This is a genomic window from Streptomyces sp. KL116D (assembly GCF_030766975.1).
In the GTDB taxonomy this organism is placed as follows: Bacteria; Actinomycetota; Actinomycetes; order Streptomycetales; family Streptomycetaceae; genus Streptomyces; species Streptomyces longispororuber_A.
In genome coordinates this window covers 61,694-76,770 of the sequence record NZ_JASERH010000039.1, presented here as the reverse complement: position 1 = coordinate 76,770, position 15,077 = coordinate 61,694, and the positions used below count along the sequence as shown (strand labels likewise).

General features: G+C 70.6%; 13 protein-coding genes and 2 tRNA genes. 11 read left to right on the top strand and 4 right to left on the bottom strand.

Annotated features, from left to right (window positions below):
* The 3 genes from RBJ77_RS15875 to RBJ77_RS15865 all read left to right on the top strand — a co-directional run.
* On the top strand, positions 1 to 894 hold an 894-nt coding region (locus tag RBJ77_RS15875; RefSeq protein WP_372345610.1), incomplete at its 5' end, for an AIM24 family protein.
* Between the two features lie 11 nt (positions 895 to 905).
* Positions 906 to 1,586, top strand: coding sequence for an AIM24 family protein (locus RBJ77_RS15870; RefSeq protein WP_372345609.1), 681 nt, complete (start codon positions 906 to 908; stop codon positions 1,584 to 1,586).
* Between the two features lie 16 nt (positions 1,587 to 1,602).
* Complete coding sequence (locus RBJ77_RS15865; RefSeq protein ID WP_255973277.1) at positions 1,603 to 2,358, top strand: AIM24 family protein; 756 nt, start codon at positions 1,603 to 1,605, stop codon at positions 2,356 to 2,358.
* A gap of 73 nt (positions 2,359 to 2,431) precedes the next feature.
* Here RBJ77_RS15865 and RBJ77_RS15860 read toward each other — a convergent pair whose 3' ends face one another.
* Together RBJ77_RS15860 and RBJ77_RS15855 are read right to left on the bottom strand one after the other, a co-directional pair.
* Entirely contained in the window at positions 2,432 to 2,956 is a 525-nt protein-coding gene (locus tag RBJ77_RS15860) for an NUDIX hydrolase (protein ID WP_372345608.1), read from the bottom strand.
* The gene (locus RBJ77_RS15855) at positions 2,953 to 4,422 is read right to left on the bottom strand and encodes a zinc-dependent metalloprotease (RefSeq protein ID WP_372345607.1); all 1,470 of its coding nucleotides are present in this window, start codon (positions 4,420 to 4,422) and stop codon (positions 2,953 to 2,955) included. The genes RBJ77_RS15860 and RBJ77_RS15855 overlap by 4 nt, the downstream gene beginning before the upstream one ends.
* Positions 4,423 to 4,612: 190 nt before the next feature.
* On the opposite strand from RBJ77_RS15855, the gene RBJ77_RS15850 reads away from it, so the two are divergent.
* The 4 genes from RBJ77_RS15850 to RBJ77_RS15835 all read left to right on the top strand — a co-directional run bounded on the left by RBJ77_RS15850 (position 4,613) and on the right by RBJ77_RS15835 (position 7,741).
* Positions 4,613 to 5,725, top strand: coding sequence for an SDR family oxidoreductase (locus RBJ77_RS15850; protein ID WP_255973272.1), 1,113 nt, complete (start codon positions 4,613 to 4,615; stop codon positions 5,723 to 5,725).
* Between the two features lie 137 nt (positions 5,726 to 5,862).
* On the top strand, positions 5,863 to 6,327 hold the full coding sequence (locus tag RBJ77_RS15845; RefSeq protein WP_372345606.1) for a molybdenum cofactor biosynthesis protein MoaE: 465 nt from the start codon (positions 5,863 to 5,865) through the stop codon (positions 6,325 to 6,327).
* Between the two features lie 103 nt (positions 6,328 to 6,430).
* Positions 6,431 to 6,595, top strand: a complete 165-nt coding sequence (locus tag RBJ77_RS15840; protein ID WP_372345605.1) for a hypothetical protein — start codon at positions 6,431 to 6,433, stop codon at positions 6,593 to 6,595.
* 57 nt (positions 6,596 to 6,652) lie between these two features.
* On the top strand, positions 6,653 to 7,741 hold the full coding sequence (locus RBJ77_RS15835) for a PDZ domain-containing protein (RefSeq protein WP_372345604.1): 1,089 nt from the start codon (positions 6,653 to 6,655) through the stop codon (positions 7,739 to 7,741).
* An 88-nt stretch (positions 7,742 to 7,829) separates the two neighbouring features.
* Here RBJ77_RS15835 and RBJ77_RS15830 read toward each other — a convergent pair whose 3' ends face one another.
* Entirely contained in the window at positions 7,830 to 8,372 is a 543-nt protein-coding gene (locus RBJ77_RS15830; protein ID WP_255973265.1) for a PPA1309 family protein, read from the bottom strand.
* A gap of 140 nt (positions 8,373 to 8,512) precedes the next feature.
* Here RBJ77_RS15830 and RBJ77_RS15825 point away from each other — a divergent pair, with 140 nt between their 5' ends.
* The 4 genes from RBJ77_RS15825 to RBJ77_RS15810 all read left to right on the top strand — a co-directional run bounded on the left by RBJ77_RS15825 (position 8,513) and on the right by RBJ77_RS15810 (position 13,804).
* Positions 8,513 to 11,479 carry a UPF0182 family protein gene (locus RBJ77_RS15825; protein WP_372345616.1) on the top strand — a complete coding sequence of 989 codons (2,967 nt, stop codon included), beginning with the start codon at positions 8,513 to 8,515 and terminating at the stop codon, positions 11,477 to 11,479.
* Positions 11,480 to 11,522: 43 nt separating this feature from the next.
* Positions 11,523 to 11,596 (top strand) — tRNA-Met (locus tag RBJ77_RS15820).
* 239 nt (positions 11,597 to 11,835) lie between these two features.
* Entirely contained in the window at positions 11,836 to 13,641 is a 1,806-nt protein-coding gene (locus RBJ77_RS15815; protein WP_372345603.1) for a tetratricopeptide repeat protein, read from the top strand.
* A gap of 89 nt (positions 13,642 to 13,730) precedes the next feature.
* A tRNA-Met gene (locus tag RBJ77_RS15810) sits at positions 13,731 to 13,804 on the top strand.
* A gap of 60 nt (positions 13,805 to 13,864) precedes the next feature.
* Here the strand turns inward: RBJ77_RS15810 and RBJ77_RS15805 are convergent.
* Positions 13,865 to 15,001, bottom strand: a complete 1,137-nt coding sequence (locus RBJ77_RS15805) for an ABC transporter substrate-binding protein (RefSeq protein ID WP_372345602.1) — start codon at positions 14,999 to 15,001, stop codon at positions 13,865 to 13,867.
* Positions 15,002 to 15,077 lie beyond the last annotated feature (76 nt).

Below are 15,077 nucleotides of genomic sequence, written 5' to 3'. Positions count from 1 at the left end.
ATGTCCATGCCGCCCGGCACCGTGCCGCCGCCGCCCGCGCCGAGCCCGTACGGACAGCAGCCGCCCCAGCAGCCGCAGTTCGGGCAGGTCCCCGGCCAGGGCGGCGCCTCCCTGCCGCCCGGCTACGGCCAGCAGCACCAGACGCCGGCCGCGCCGCCCGGCTACGGCCAGCAGCCCGCGGCGCCCTCCCCGTACGGCGCCCCGCAGGGTGTGCCGCAGCAGGCCCCCGCGCCCGGAGTGGCCGCGGCCCTGCAGAAGTACCGCGAGGCGCCCACCGGGCAGCGCTGGACGCCGCAGAACAAGAAGCTGATCCGCGTCGACCTCGGCGCGGGCGGCGAGCAGGCCGTGCTCGCCCGGCAGGGCAGCATGGTGCTCTACCAGGGCAAGGTCGAATTCAGCTACAAGGGCGCCGGCTTCGCCGGCCGCATCGTGGGCAACGCCACCGGCCAGGAGATGCAGCTGATGCGCTGCACCGGCCGCGGCCAGGTCTTCCTCGCCGAGGAAGCCACCTACTTGCACCCCATCGAGCTGCAGGGCGACGCGATCTGCGTCTCCGCGGAGAACGTCCTGGCGTTCGACGAGTCCCTCCAGCACGAGGTCCGCAGGATCGAAGGACACGGCATCCCCGGAGGCGCCCTGTTCGTCATGCAGTTCCAGGGCACCGGCACCGTCGTCGTGAAGACGCACGGCACGCCCGTCGTGCTGCCGGTGACGCCGACGACGTTCGCCGACTCCAATGCCGTCGTGGCCTGGTCCGCGGCCGCGCAGGCGATCGTCTCCAGCCAGGTCAGGATGCGGCGCAACGCGTACCCCGGCCACAGCGGCGAGGGCGTGAACCTGCAGTTCCGGGGCGCACCCGGCAACTTCATCGTCGTCCAGCCGTACGAGGTCTGAGGGAGTCCGTCATGAACCAGCCACTCGCGGGCTTCGCCCCGACACCCGTAGCCGCCCGCATGGAGAACCACGGCAGCAACATGCTGAAGGTCGCCATGCAGACCGGGAACGACCTCTTCGCGCGCGTGGGCTCGATGGTCGCCTACGAAGGCTTCGTCCAGTACGAGCCCAACCCGCCCGCCGTCCGCCAGGTCGCCCGCGACTGGATCACGGGTGAGGGCGCGCCGCTGATGAAGTGCTCCGGCGACGGCCTGCTCTACCTCGCCGACTACGGCGCGGACGTCGTCGTGATCAACCTCGGCGGCGACTCCATCTCCGTCAACGGCACGAACCTGCTCGCCTTCGACGCGCACCTCCAGTGGGGCGTCGAGCGCGTGAAGGGCCTCGCCAAGTTCGCCGGGCAGGGCCTGTGGAACATCACGATCAGCGGCCAGGGATTCGTCGCCCTGACCTCGCGCGGCACCCCCATCGTGGTCGACTGCGGCCGCGGCGAGGACGAGACGTACGTCGACCCGGACGCGCTCATCGCCTGGTCGCCCAAGCTGAAGGTGAAGGGCAAGCGCAGCTTCCGCGCCGGCTCGCTCATCGGGCGCGGCAGCGGCGAGGCCTACCAGATGGGCTTCTCCGGCGAAGGCATCGTCGTCGTACAGCCCAGTGAGGACAGCACCGACCGCCTCCGAGTCCGGGGCTGAGGGGGAGCGAACAACCATGCAGAGCCCGCTTTTCGCATACGCCGAGCAGCAGTCCCAGGAGCGCTACACGGTGCAGAACCCGCAGATGCTGCGGGTGGTCCTGGAGGGCCACGACGACCTCGTCGCCCGTAAGGGATCGATGGTCGCCTACCAGGGGCTCGTCGAGTTCGACGCCGAGTACCAGACGTCCGGGCAGCGGCGCGCCCGCGCCACCACGGGCGAGGGACTCAGCCTGATGCGCTGCCACGGGCAGGGCGTCGTGTACCTGGCGAACCTCGCCCAGTACATCCACGTCGTGGACGTGGAGCAGGACGGTCTGACCGTCGACAGCAGCTACGTGCTCGCGATGGACTCGTCGCTGCACCACGAGGTCATCGCCGTGGACAGCCAGTTCGGGATCTCCGGGTCCGGCAAGTACCAGCTCAACATCACCGGGCGCGGCAAGGTCGCCCTGATGACGTCGGGCCAGCCGCTGATGCTCCAGGTCACGCCCGACAAGTACGTCAATGCCGACGCGGACGCCATCGTCGCCTGGTCGACCGGGCTCCGGGTGCAGATGCAGGCCCAGACGCACTCGTCGGGCGTCTGGCGGCGCCGCGGCAACACCGGCGAGGGCTGGGAGCTCAGCTTCATGGGCAGCGGTTACGCGCTCGTCCAGCCCAGCGAGCTGCTGCCGCCGCAGAACGCGCAGATCGGCGGCGGCGTCGCCGCGCAGTTCGGGATGGGCCAGCAGGGCGCCCGGGGGCAGAACCAGGGCAACGTCTGGAGCTGACTCCGACCGGAGAGACGCGGGTAAGGGGCGGGCGCCATGGCGCCCGCCCCTTACCCGTACGCACGCACAGCCCTCAGAGGCGAGCGCGCGTGGCCTCGACCAGGCGCACGACCGACGCGTCCGCCACCCCGGGGACCTCGTCGTACGGGAACCAGCGCAGGTCCAGCGACTCGTCGCTGATCGCCTCCGTGGCACCGGCGGGCGCGAGCGCCGCGTACTGCGTGTCCAGGTGCTGCGAGCACGGGCCGGGAATCGGGTGCCGGTCCAGCCGGACCGGGCCGCCGGACAGCAGCGTCAGACCCGGGATGCCGGACTCCTCCGTCGCCTCGCGCAGCGCCGCGGCCGCCAGCGTCGCGTCGCCGGGCTCGCAGTGGCCGCCCATCTGGAGCCACATCTGCAGCTTCTTGTGGAGGGTCAGGAGCACCCGGCCGCGCTCGGGGTCGATGACCAGGGCACTCGCGGTGAGATGCCCCGCCGTGCAGGGCTTCCACATCGCGGCCTCGCCGTGGGCGGCGAGGTGGTCCAGGTAGGCCTGGCGCAGCTCCGGCTGGTCCTCGTAACCCTTGAGCACGAGGACCGCGTCGTCGTACAGGCTCACTTGTCGCTGTCGTCCTCACCCTGGTCGGAACCCTGCTCGGGACCCTCGTCCTTGGACAGGTTCGGCTTCTCGCCCGTGGCGCCGCCCGCGGCCTCGCCGAGCATCTTGTCGAGCTCCGAGAAGTCGAGCTGCTCGCGGTGCACGAAGCCGTCCGGGTCGTCCAGGTCGGACGCCGTCGGCAGCATGTCCGGGTGCGCCCACAGACCGTCCCGGCCGTCGACACCGCGCGCGTCCGTGAGCGACGCCCACAGGCGCGAGGCGTCACGGAGACGGCGCGGACGCAGCTCCAGGCCGATCAGCGTCGCGAACGTCTGCTCCGCGGGACCGCCGGTCGCACGGCGGCGGCGCAGCGTCTCGCGCAGCGCGTCCGCGGACGACAGACGCGGCTTCGCGGCCGCGTGGACCACCGCGTCGACCCAGCCCTCCACGAGCGCGAGGGCCGTCTCCAGGCGGGCCAGGGCGGCCTTCTGCTCCGGAGTGTCCTCCGGCTGGAACATGCCCTGCTGGAGGGCTTCCTGGATCTGCTCCGGGTTCTGCGGGTCGAACTGGCCGACCACGTCCTCCAGCTTCGTGGTGTCGACCTTGATCCCGCGCGCGTACCCGTCGACCGCGCCGAACAGGTGCGAGCGCAGCCACGGCACGTGCGAGAACAGCCGCTGGTGGGCGGCCTCGCGCAGCGCCAGGTAGAGGCGGACCTCCTCCTTGGGGATGCCGAGGTCCTTGCCGAACGCCTCGATGTTCAGCGGGAGCAGCGCCGCCTTGCCGGCCGGGGCCAGCGGCAGGCCGATGTCGGTGGAGCCGACGACCTCGCCCGCGAGCACCCCGATGGCCTGGCCGATCTGCTGGCCGAACATGGCGCCGCCCATGGAGCGCATCATGCCGATCAGCGGCCCGGCCATGGCCTGCATCTCCTCGGGCAGCACGTCGCCCATGGCCATGCCGACGCGCTCGGCGACCGGGTCGACGAGCTCCTTCCACACCGGGAGCGTCGCCTCGACCCACTCGGCGCGGCTCCACGCCACGGCCGAGCCGGCGCCCGAGGGCAGCGACGTCGCGTCGTCCAGCCACAGGTCGGCCAGGCGCACGGCCTCCTCGACCGCGGTGCGGTCGGCGGGGCCGACGCTCGCGTCCTTCACGCCGTCCTGCGTGCCCTGGGACACGGTCTGGCGGGCGATGTCCTTGGCCATGTCCCAGTTCACCGGCCCGCCCTCGTAGGAGAGCATCTGGCCGAGCTGCTGGAACGCCGCCCCCAGATCGTTCGGATTCATCGAGCCGAACATCGCCGCGAACGGGTTGTCCCCGCCCTCGCCGCCCGGACCGCCCGCGCCGGGCAGGCCCGGGAACCCGAATCCGAAGGGGTTGGCCGGTCCCTGACCGCCACCGCCCTGCTGGTCCTTCTTCTTGCCCTCGTCGCCGTCGTCCGGCTCCTCCGGCGGAAGGCCGAAACCGAATGGGGTGTCACTCACGGGATTCCTCGGCTGGTAAGGCCACCGGTTCTGCCCCGGTGGCGACTGCCCGACTACACACCCAGCGTAGACACCATGGCGGGATTGGGCCTCGGTGCTTCGCCGACTCATGGCCTGCGGCAGGATGGATGCCTCCTGGTACGTACGCGTCATACACGTACGTACTGAAGACAACCGCTGGAGACGCCCGGTGAGTTCCCCAGATCCGCAGGTTCGCGCAGCGCGAAACCCCTCAACCAGTCCCGCCGTGCGCGGACCCGTCGTCGCGGTCACCGGTGCCGCCTCCGGCGTCGGCGCCCTGCTCACGGAGCGGCTCGCGGCCTCGGACGCGATCAAGCAGGTCCTCGCCATCGACGAGCGGCGCGGCGAGTGCACGTCCGCGACCTGGCACATCCTGGACGTACGGGATCCGGCCATCGCCGAGAAGCTGCGCGGCGCGGACGTCGTCGTGCACCTGGCGCTCGACCTCGACCTGGAGTCCGACGCCGCCGCCCGCACCGCGTACAACGTGCGCGGCACCCAGACCGTGCTGACGGCCGCGGCCGCCGCAGGCGTGCACCGCGTCGTCCTGTGCACCTCGACGATGGTCTACGGGGCGCTCGCCGACAACGAGCTTCCCCTCTCCGAGGACGCCGAACTGCGCGCCACGGCGGAGGCGACCGGCGTCGGCGACCTCCTGGAGGTCGAGCGGCTGGCCCGCCGCGCCCCGCGGGCCCACCCCGGCCTGAACGTCACCGTGGTGCGTCCCGCGGTGCTCGTCGGCGGCACGGACACGGCCCTGACCAGGTACTTCGAGTCGCCGCGGCTCCTCGTGGTGGCCGGTTCGCGGCCCGCCTGGCAGTTCTGCCACGTCGAGGACCTGTGCAGCGCCCTGGAGTACGCGGTCCTGGAGAAGGTCGACGGGGAGCTCGCGGTCGGCTGTGACGGCTGGCTGGAGCAGGAGGAGGTCGAGGAGCTCAGCGGGATCCGCCGCATGGAGCTGCCGTCCGCAGTCGCGCTCGGCGCCGCGGCCCGCCTCCACCGCATCGGACTCACCCCGTCCCCGGCCGGCGACCTGGCCTACACGATGTACCCGTGGGTCGTCAGCGGCAGCCGGCTGCACGACGCGGGCTGGCGCCCCCAGTGGACGAACGAGGAGGTCCTCGCCGAGCTCCTGGAGGAGGTCGCGGGCCGCCGCACGGTGGCCGGCCGGCGGCTGGGCCGCAAGGACGCGACGGCGGCGGGCGCCGCGGGCGCGACGGTGGCCCTCCTCGGCACGGCGGCCGTCGTGCGCCGGGTCCGCAAGGCGAGGCGCCGCATCTGAAGACCGCCAAACGCCGTGCGGAGTGGCTGGGCGGCCCGTACGGGCGAAGCGTTTGGACGAGCCTCCAATCCGGTACGCGCGCGTGCCGGTCGAAAGCGCTATTCACGGTTGTCGGCGCCGTGCGGCACGATGTGGGCATGGCACCCACCCAGCACGACCATCCCGGTGAGCAGGCGGCGCAGGACCCGATCAAGCTGCTCGCCATCCGTGAGACCCCGCTCTCCCTCGACGAGGTCTTCCGGGCCGCAGGTGACGACGCGGCGGGCGGCACCGCGCTCTTCGTGGGGACCGTGCGCAATCACGACGGCGGGGCCGACGTCGACAGGCTCGGCTACTCCTGCCACCCGACCGCCGAGGCGGAGATGCGGCGCATCGCGGAGAAGGTCGTCGCCGAGTACCCCGTGCGCGCCCTCGCGGCCGTCCACCGGATCGGTGATCTGACGGTGGGTGACCTCGCGGTCGTCGTCGCCGTCTCGTGCCCGCACCGCGGCGAGGCCTTCGAGGCGTGCCGCAAGCTCATCGACGACCTCAAGCACGAAGTGCCCATCTGGAAGCACCAGACGTTCTCCGACGGCACGGAGGAGTGGGTGGGCGCCTGCTGAGGTTCCGGTTGCGTAACCGCACCCCTGCGGCGAGCGTTGACACTGCGGATGGTTAATCTGCTGATCAGTCAGTTGCGGTTGCTCATGGGGTCGGGAGGTCGGCATGACAGCTCTCATGTGGCTGCTCATTCCGGTTGTCGCTGCGGTCGGCGCCGGACTGTGGGGCACGTGGGCCGGTCGCAATCGCCACAAGACGGGCGACGTGACCGAACTCAGCGGCTACGCGCGCTTCCGCGAGGCCATGGAGAAGTCGCACTCGGGCACCTGACCTCGTACGGCCCGGCCCCACAGGTGCACTGACAGGCCCGTCCCGTACTGTCGTTCCATGCCACGCCGCACCGCGACGATGCTCGCCTCGACCCTCATCCTGATCGCGCTGCTCTGCGCCGGGGTGCTCATCAAGGTGCCCTACGCGGAGATGTCCCCGGGACCGACGGTGAACACCCTCGCGGACCACGACGGCGAACCCGTGATCCAGATCTCCGGCCACAAGACGTACGAGACGTCGGGCCACCTGAACATGACGACGGTCCGCGTCACCAGCGCCGACTTCAACATGAACCTGGTGTCGGCCGTCTACGGATGGCTCGCCCACGACAGCATCGTGGTGCCGCACGACACGCTCTACCCGGACGGCCAGACCGAGGAGCAGTCCTCGCAGGAGAACGCCGAGGAGTTCAGCCAGTCCCAGGAGAGCGCCAAGGTCGCCGCCCTGAACGAGCTGGACATCCCCGTGAAGTCCTGGGTGATCGTCTCCACAGTCGTCAAGGACAGCCCCGCCGAGGGCGCGCTGCACGCCGGTGACGTCATCAAGGCCGTCGACGGCACGAAGGTCACCAAGCCCGCCGACGTCGCGAAGCTCGTCACCAAGCACGAGCCCGGTGAGAACGTCGTCTTCACCGTCGTCCCCGTCAAGGAGGCGGCCGCCGCCGAGAAGGAGGGCAAGGAGGCGACCCGCACGGAGAACGTGACGATCAAGACGGACAAGGCGGAGGACGGCCGGGCGATCGTCGGCATCCAGGCCGGGACCGACCACACCTTCCCGTTCCAGATCGACATCAAGCTCGCCGACGTGGGCGGCCCCAGCGCCGGCCTGATGTTCTCCCTCGGCATCGTCGACAAGCTCACGCCCACCGACCTGACCGGCGGCAAGTTCGTGGCCGGCACCGGCACCATCGACGACGACGGCAAGGTCGGCCCGATCGGCGGCATCCAGATGAAGACGGTCGGCGCGCGCGACAAGGGAGCCGAGTACTTCCTGACGCCCAAGGACAACTGCGCCACCGCGGCCGCGGACACCCCGGCCGGGCTCACGCTGGTCAAGGTGGACACCATCGACGACGCGATGGACGCGCTGGCCGACATCCGCAAGGGCGACACCGCGGACCTGCCCACGTGCACCACCAAGGGCTGAGACACGGCACTACGTAGAGGGGCGCCGCCGGATGTTCCGGCGGCGCCCCTCTACGTAGGTGAGGAAGAACTCAGGAACGCGCGGCAGCTCAGTCGGCGAAGGTCGCCGCGAGTGCCTCGGCGAGACCGGGGACGAGCTCCGCCCCGGTGAGGACCTCGGTGGGCGAGTCCTTCTCGCGCAGCCGCAGCGCCGAGTCACGGGTGCCGTCGCGCAGCACCGCGACCGTCATCCGGACCTCCTGGCGGTCCGGGTGCTCGGCCACCCACTTGGCGAGCTTCTTGTCGCTGAGGCCCTCGGGGACGGACGCCTCCGCGGACGGCGGCAGCATGAGGCGCTCCACGGTCAGGGCGCAGCCCGCGACGGCGTCGGGCCACGCGATGGTGCCGAGGAACTCGTCCAGCGGCTTGTCGGCGGGAACCTCGTCCTGCTCGATCGGGGTGAGGCCGGGGGCCTCCTGCTCGCCCTCCAGGCCGAGCTGGGCGGCGAGAGCGGGTTCCTGAGCGCGCAGCGCGGCGGTGTCGACGAGGGCGAAGAGGCGCGCGGGCTGGTCCCAGCCGAGGCCGGAGGCGTACTCGTCGATCTCGAGGACGGCCCGGGTGAGGGGGCTCGCTGCCATAGGAGTGTTGGACATGGTCACAATCCTGCCTCGTTCCTCCCCCGAACCGGGAACTGAGTAAAGCGTGAGTAAGTTGCATAGGTGATGGGTCCGCGATCTCGGGGGCCTGACCGATCGATTACTGAACTTTCGAGGTGCGCACCTTGGCTTTCCAGATGCCGGACCGCGGCGGGGGCCCGACGGGGCCGCGGATCAGAGTGGGCCGACCGTCCCGACGTGCCCGGACGCTGCTGTTGACGCTTGGCGTCCTGGCCGTGCTGGGCATGGCGTTCGTGATGTTCGCCGGGTTCTGGACGGACTGGCTCTGGTACCGGTCGGTCAAGTTCTCGTCCGTCTTCACGACGATGCTGTGGACGAAGATCGGGCTGTTCTTCATCTTCGGTCTGCTCATGGCGCTCGCCGTCGGGGTGAACGTCTGGCTGGCGCACCGCCTGCGCCCGCCGCTGAGCGCCATGTCGATGGAGCAGCAGAGCCTCGACCGTTACCGGATGGGCATCGCGCCCTTCAAGAAGTGGCTGCTGCTCGGGATCACCGCCCTGGTGGGCCTGATCGCGGGCGCGTCCGCGGCGAGCCAGTGGCGCACGTGGCTGATGTTCGTGAACGGGGTGCCCTTCAACCAGAAGGACCCGCAGTTCCACATGGACGTGTCCTTCTACGCGTTCGACCTGCCCTGGTACCGCTTCCTGCTGGGCTTCGGCTTCGCGGCCGCCGTCATCGGCCTGGTCGCCGCCGCGCTCACGCACTACCTGTACGGCGGACTGCGCATCACCAGCCCGGGCGCGCGCGCCACGGCGGCCGCGACGGGGCACCTGTCCGTCCTGCTGGGCGTGTTCGTGGCCCTGAAGGCGGTCGCGTACTGGCTCGACCGGTACGGGCTCGCGGTGAAGTCGAGCGACTTCAAGGCGACGGACAACTGGACGGGCCTGCGCTACGTCGACGCGAACGCGTACCTGCCGGCGAAGACGATCCTGTTCTGCATCGCCGTCATCTGCGCGATCCTCTTCTTCGCCACCCTGTGGCGGCGCACCTGGCAGCTGCCGGTCATCGGCTTCGGCCTGATGGTGCTCTCGGCGATCCTGATCGGCGGCCTGTACCCGGCCATCGTCCAGAAGTTCCAGGTCCAGCCGAACGAGCAGTCCAAGGAAGCCCCGTACATCGAGAAGAACATCGAGGCGACCCGCAAGGCGTACGGCATCGACAAGGCCACGCCCGTCGACTACAGCGGCAAGAGCGGCGACGACACCAAGGCGCAGCGCACGGACGCCGATTCGGCGGCCAGCTACCGGCTGAACGACCCGAACGTCGTGTCGCCCACCTTCCAGCAGCTGGAGCAGCAGCGGAAGTACTACCAGTTCCCGACGACCCTGGACGTGGACCGTTACAACGGCCAGGACACCGTGGTCGGCCTGCGCGAGCTGAACCTGAGCAAGCTCGACAAGCGCAACTGGATCAACGACCACTTCGTCTACACGCACGGCTACGGAGCCGTGACGGCGAAGGGCACGTCCACCTCGCAGGGCGCCCCGCAGTTCACCGAGTCGGGCCTGCCGACCACCGGTGACCTGGGCGACTACAACCAGCGCATCTACTACGGCGAGAAGACGACGCAGTACTCGATCGTCGGCGGGCCGCAGAAGGAGCTGGACTACGAGCAGGACGACGGCACGCAGAAGACCACCAGCTACACGGGCAACAGCGGCATCAACCTCTCCAACCCGATCAACCGCGCCGCGTACGCGGTCTCCTTCAGCGAGCCGCAGATCCTCTACTCCGGAGCCATCGGCGACGGGTCGCGGATCCTGTACAACCGCACGCCGAAGGAGCGCGTCGAGGCGGTCGCGCCGTGGCTGACCATCGACGGCGACGCCTATCCGACGGTCGTCGGCGGGAAGATCAAGTGGGTCGTCGACGCCTACACGACGTCGAACGGGTACCCGTACGCGTCCCGCACGACGCTCGGTGACACCACGGCCGACTCCCTCAACGAGGGCGACAACCAGCGTGCGGTGGTGGCCCAGCAGAACCAGGTCAACTACATCCGCAACTCGGTGAAGGCGACGGTCGACGCGTACACGGGCGAGGTCAAGCTCTACGCCTGGGACGAGGCCGACCCGGTCCTGAAGACGTGGCAGAAGGCCTTCCCCGACACGGTCGAGCCCAAGAGCGCCATCCCGGCCGACCTGAAGGAGCACCTGCGCTACCCGCAGGACATGTTCAAGGTCCAGCGCGAGCTGCTGACCCTGTACCACGTCACGGACTCGGACCAGTTCTACAACGCGTCCGACGCCTGGCAGGTGCCGAACGACCCGACCAAGAAGGACAACAGCGCGGTCCCGCCGTACTACCTGTCCATGAAGATGCCGGGCCAGACCAGCCAGCAGTTCTCGCTGACGACGACGTTCACGCCGAGCGGCCGGCCGAACCTACGGGCCTTCATGGCGGTGGACGCCGACGCGACCAGTAAGGACTACGGCGCCATAAGGCTGCTGAGAGTCACCGAGGACAAGGTCCAGGGACCTGAGCAGGTGCAGAACAAGCTCAACTCCTGGGATCCGGTGGCGAACTGGGTGCGCGACATGAAGGGCGCCGACTCGACGGTCCTGTACGGCAATCTGCTGACGGTGCCGCTCGACAAGGGCTTCCTCTACGTGGAGCCGATCTACGCACAGGGCCGGAACTCCGAGTACCCGCTGATGCGCAAGGTCGCGGTCTCGTACGGCGACAGGAACGGCTTCGCCAATTCGCTCTCGGAGGCGCTCAACCAGGCCTTCGAAGTGGACGGGGCCACCCCGGCCGAGCCGGAGAAGCCGGGCGGGGACACGACGCCGCCGGCGAACTCCACCGTCAAGGAAGCGCTCGCGGACGCGGAGAAGGCGTTCGAGGACGGCCAGAAGGCCATGAAGGACGGCGACTGGTCCGCCTACGGGGACGCGCAGGAGAAGCTGCAGGACGCCCTGGAGCGCGCCGAGAAGGCTCAGACGCAGGCCGACAAGGAGGCGAAGCAGAACGCCGACAAGAACGCCGACAAGAACGCGGACAAGAACGCGGACAACAGCGCGGACAAGAAGGCGGACGGCGGCAGCGCCAAGAACGGTGACGACAAGGAGGCTGCAGGCGGCTGAGTCAGCCGCCCCCTCGCGCCGTGGTACGGTTTGAACACAACGGCGCGGGGTGGAGCAGCTCGGTAGCTCGCTGGGCTCATAACCCAGAGGTCGCAGGTTCAAATCCTGTCCCCGCTACTGATGATCGAAGGCTCGGAAGCATCAGCTTCCGGGCCTTCGGTGCGTCAAGGGCCCGGGTGTCACGAGCCACTGGCATGTGCGAAGTGTGTACCAAGTACGTGCGAACACTGCTCCGCCCGGGGGTAGTTGGGAAAACTGTGTTTCACTTATCTCTCTGTGGGCATGTCGACAAAACGCTGAAGTGACCTCACGGGCTGCGGTATACCAGGTGTACCCGGGTTGCAGGTGGTGCGACGATGGACGTTATGGGGGACAAGGCAACTCTGTTGGAGACAGGGCGGTTTGTGCAGCCTTCCGGCCGGGACGAACCCGGCGAGGCGGCAGAAGAAGCACGCCAGCGGCTGGCCGCGGAGGCCGGCGACGTCGAGGCGATGAGTGTCCTCGGCGCCATGCTGCTGCGCCGCGGTGATCTCGACGGAGCCGAGCCCCTGCTGCGTGCCGCCACGGGCGAGGGCGACCGGGCCGCGGCCAACAATCTGGGTGTCCTGCTCCACCAGCGCGGCTACGCGGACGAGGCCGCGGGATGGTGGCGGGTCGCCGCCGTCGCCGGTTCGGCCGCCGCCGCGCACGCCCTCGGCCGGTACCACCGCGAGCGCGGTGACGAGCCCGCCGCCGAGTACTGGCTGCGCCAGTCCGCCGAGCAGGGCCACACGCTGGGCGCGTACGCCCTCGCCGACCTCCTGGAGCACCGCACCGACGTCGGCGCCGAGCGCTGGATGCGGGTCGCCGCCGAGCGCGGTCACCGCGAGGCCGCCTACCGCCTCGCCCGCGCGCTCGACCGCAAGGGCGGCGCCGACGTGCTCGTCGCCGGGGACGACAAGAACCCGGCGGAAGAGGCCGAGCAGTGGTACCGGCAGGCCGCCGCGCGCGGACACCGCAGGGCCGCCCTGCACCTCGGCGCGATCCTGGAGAAGCGCGGCGACCTCAAGGAGGCCGGGCGCTGGTACCTGACGTCCGCCAAGGACGGCGAGCCGCGCGCCGCGTGCGCCCTCGCCTTCCTGCTGCGGGACGCCGGTGACGAGGAGAGCGCCGCCGTGTGGTGGCTGCGCGCCGCCCAGGACGGCGACGGAAACGCGGCGAACGCGCTGGGCGCGCTGCACGCGCAGCGCGGCGAGACCCAGACCGCCGAGCGCTGGTACCGCGCCGCCATGGACGCGGGCGACAACAACGGCGCGTACAACCTGGGCCTGCTCTGCGCCGAGCAGAAGCGCACGGCGCAGGCCGAGGGCTGGTACCGGCGTGCCGCCTACGCGGGTCACCGCGAGGCGGCCAACGCGCTCGCCGTGCTGCTCCTGCAGAACGGGGACGCGGTCGGCGCCGAGCCCTGGTTCTCCAAGGCGGCCGAGGCGGGCAGCGTCGACGCGGCCTTCAACCTCGGCATCCTGTACGCGGGCCGCGAGGACGAGGCGGACGCCCAGAAGGCGGTCCAGTGGTACGAGCGGGCCGCCGCCGGAGGGCACACGGAAGCCGCGCTCCAGGTCGGCATCGCGCGGCTGCGCGAGGGCGACGAGCAGAGCGCCGAGCGGCACCTGCGGTGCGCGGCGGGGGGCGGCAGCCCGGAGGCGGCGTACCGGCTGGCCTCCCTGCTCGACGTGCGCCGGCCGCCCGAGGTGCGGCACGAGCTGGGCGAGCCCGTCACCGTGAAGAGCGAGTGCGAGGAGTGGTACGAGCGGGCTGCCGAGCACGGGCACCGGCGGGCCCAGGTGCGGGTCGGGATGCTCGCGGCGGCGCGCGGCGACGTCGTCGAGGCGGCGCGCTGGTACCGCGAGGCGGCCGAGGCCGGGTCGCGGAACGGCGCGTTCAACCTGGGGCTGCTGCTGGCGCGGGAGGGCAGCGAGCCGGAGGCGGCGCTGTGGTGGACGCGGGCGGCCGACTCCGGGCACGGGCGGGCGGCGCTCAGGCTCGCTCTGCTGCGGGCGCGGCGCGGTGATCTGGTCGAGGGGCAGAAGTGGGCGTCCCGGGCCGTGGAGCTCGGGCCCGCGGAGGTCGCGGAGCGGGCCGGGCGGTTGCGGGACGCGCTGCGCGAGGAGCTGTCGGCGTAGGGCGCGGCCGGCGCAGGGCACGGTCGTGCAGGGCGCGGGGAAATGGATTTGCGCTGGTCGGGGGCGTGACATAGAGTTGGGTTCACCGACGCGGGGTGGAGCAGCTCGGTAGCTCGCTGGGCTCATAACCCAGAGGTCGCAGGTTCAAATCCTGTCCCCGCTACTGAAAGTCCGAGGCCCGGAGCCGTAAAGCTCCGGGCCTCGGCGCATGTCCGGGCACGTGTCAGGACCTGTGGCCCACCGCCTCCTCGTACAGCTTCCTGTCGACGGTCCTCGACTCCGGCAGCGGATCGCCCTTCGAGACGCCCGCCGCCTCGTACGCCTTCTGGAGCCGGTCCGTCGTGCCGGAGCGGATCTCCCAGTCCATGCGCAGGGACGGCGTCGACTCCAGGACCGCCTTGTCCGTCTTCAGCAGGGTGGCCAGCTCGGCGACGAAGGCGGGGTCCTTCTTGTAGTCGCCCGCGAAGTACGTGTTCACCGTGCGGATGTAGGCGCGCAGGAAGGCGACGCCGGCGTCCGGGTCCTCCTTGAGGAGTTTCGGGCCGAACAGCAGGCCGCCGAGCGGCTCGCCCTGGGGCTGGCCGCCGAGGAACGCGAAGCGCTTGTCGCCGTCGACCTTGCGCCAGACCGGGTCGAGCAGCCAGGCCGAGTCGACGCCGCCGTTCTGCAGCGCGGTGAGGACGTCGGCGGAGCCGAGCTGCTGGAACTGGATCTTGTCGAGGCCGCCGCCGTGCTTCTTGAGCGCCGTGTCCATGGGGTACGAGATGACCGACCCCTTGCCGATCATCGTGCCCATCTTCCGTCCCGCCATGGCGACGTGGGACGCGCTCTGGCCGTCCTTGAGACGCACCCACAGGCCGCTCTTGGAGCCGGGGCCCGGGGAGAAGTTCGCGGCGACCCACTTGATGTCGAAGCCGCCGAGGATGCCGTTCATGACGGCCGCCTCGGGCGCCGCCCACTGGGCGTCGATGTCGCCCTTGGCGAGGAGGGGGAGCGCGTCGGGCGTGGGCAGGACCTTCAGCGTGACGTCCAGGCCCTCCTTCTCGAACTCGCCCTTCTTGACGGCCATTTCGAGCGGGGCCACGTACTCGGCGGCCAGGGTGCCGGTGGCGATCGTCAGCTTGCGGGTCTTGGCGAGCTGGACCGGGGCGGGGGCGCCGGAGGCGCAGCGGGCCGGTTTCCGGTCGGGCGCGAGGTCGGACGGGTCGGTCCAGCTTCCCTTGCCGCAGCCCGCGACCGCCTTGATCGTGCGGGGCTTCGCGGCGGTGTCGGACGGGGTGTCGTTCTTGGCGCAGCCGGTCGCGGCGGCGATGAGCGCGCCGGTCAGGAGCAGGGCCGTGCCCATGGTTCTCGTGCGCATGGAGCCTCCGTACGGGACGTCGCGTGGAACGGGGAGGAGACAGGGAGTGGGGGGAGAAGAAGAAGGTGAGGGGAAG

Bases quoted from the DNA above. Each gene is read 5' to 3' on its own strand.
- RBJ77_RS15835 (WP_372345604.1), top strand. From the start codon at position 6,653: ATGCCACGCCGCACCGCGACGATGCTCGCCTCGACCCTCATCCTGATC.
- RBJ77_RS15840 (WP_372345605.1), top strand. From the start codon at position 6,431: ATGACAGCTCTCATGTGGCTGCTCATTCCGGTTGTCGCTGCGGTCGGC.
- RBJ77_RS15845 (WP_372345606.1), top strand. From the start codon at position 5,863: ATGGCACCCACCCAGCACGACCATCCCGGTGAGCAGGCGGCGCAGGAC.
- RBJ77_RS15830 (WP_255973265.1), bottom strand. From the start codon at position 8,372: ATGTCCAACACTCCTATGGCAGCGAGCCCCCTCACCCGGGCCGTCCTC.
- RBJ77_RS15865 (WP_255973277.1), top strand. From the start codon at position 1,603: ATGCAGAGCCCGCTTTTCGCATACGCCGAGCAGCAGTCCCAGGAGCGC.
- RBJ77_RS15825 (WP_372345616.1), top strand. From the start codon at position 8,513: ATGCCGGACCGCGGCGGGGGCCCGACGGGGCCGCGGATCAGAGTGGGC.
- RBJ77_RS15870 (WP_372345609.1), top strand. From the start codon at position 906: ATGAACCAGCCACTCGCGGGCTTCGCCCCGACACCCGTAGCCGCCCGC.
- RBJ77_RS15805 (WP_372345602.1), bottom strand. From the start codon at position 15,001: ATGCGCACGAGAACCATGGGCACGGCCCTGCTCCTGACCGGCGCGCTC.
- RBJ77_RS15815 (WP_372345603.1), top strand. From the start codon at position 11,836: ATGGACGTTATGGGGGACAAGGCAACTCTGTTGGAGACAGGGCGGTTT.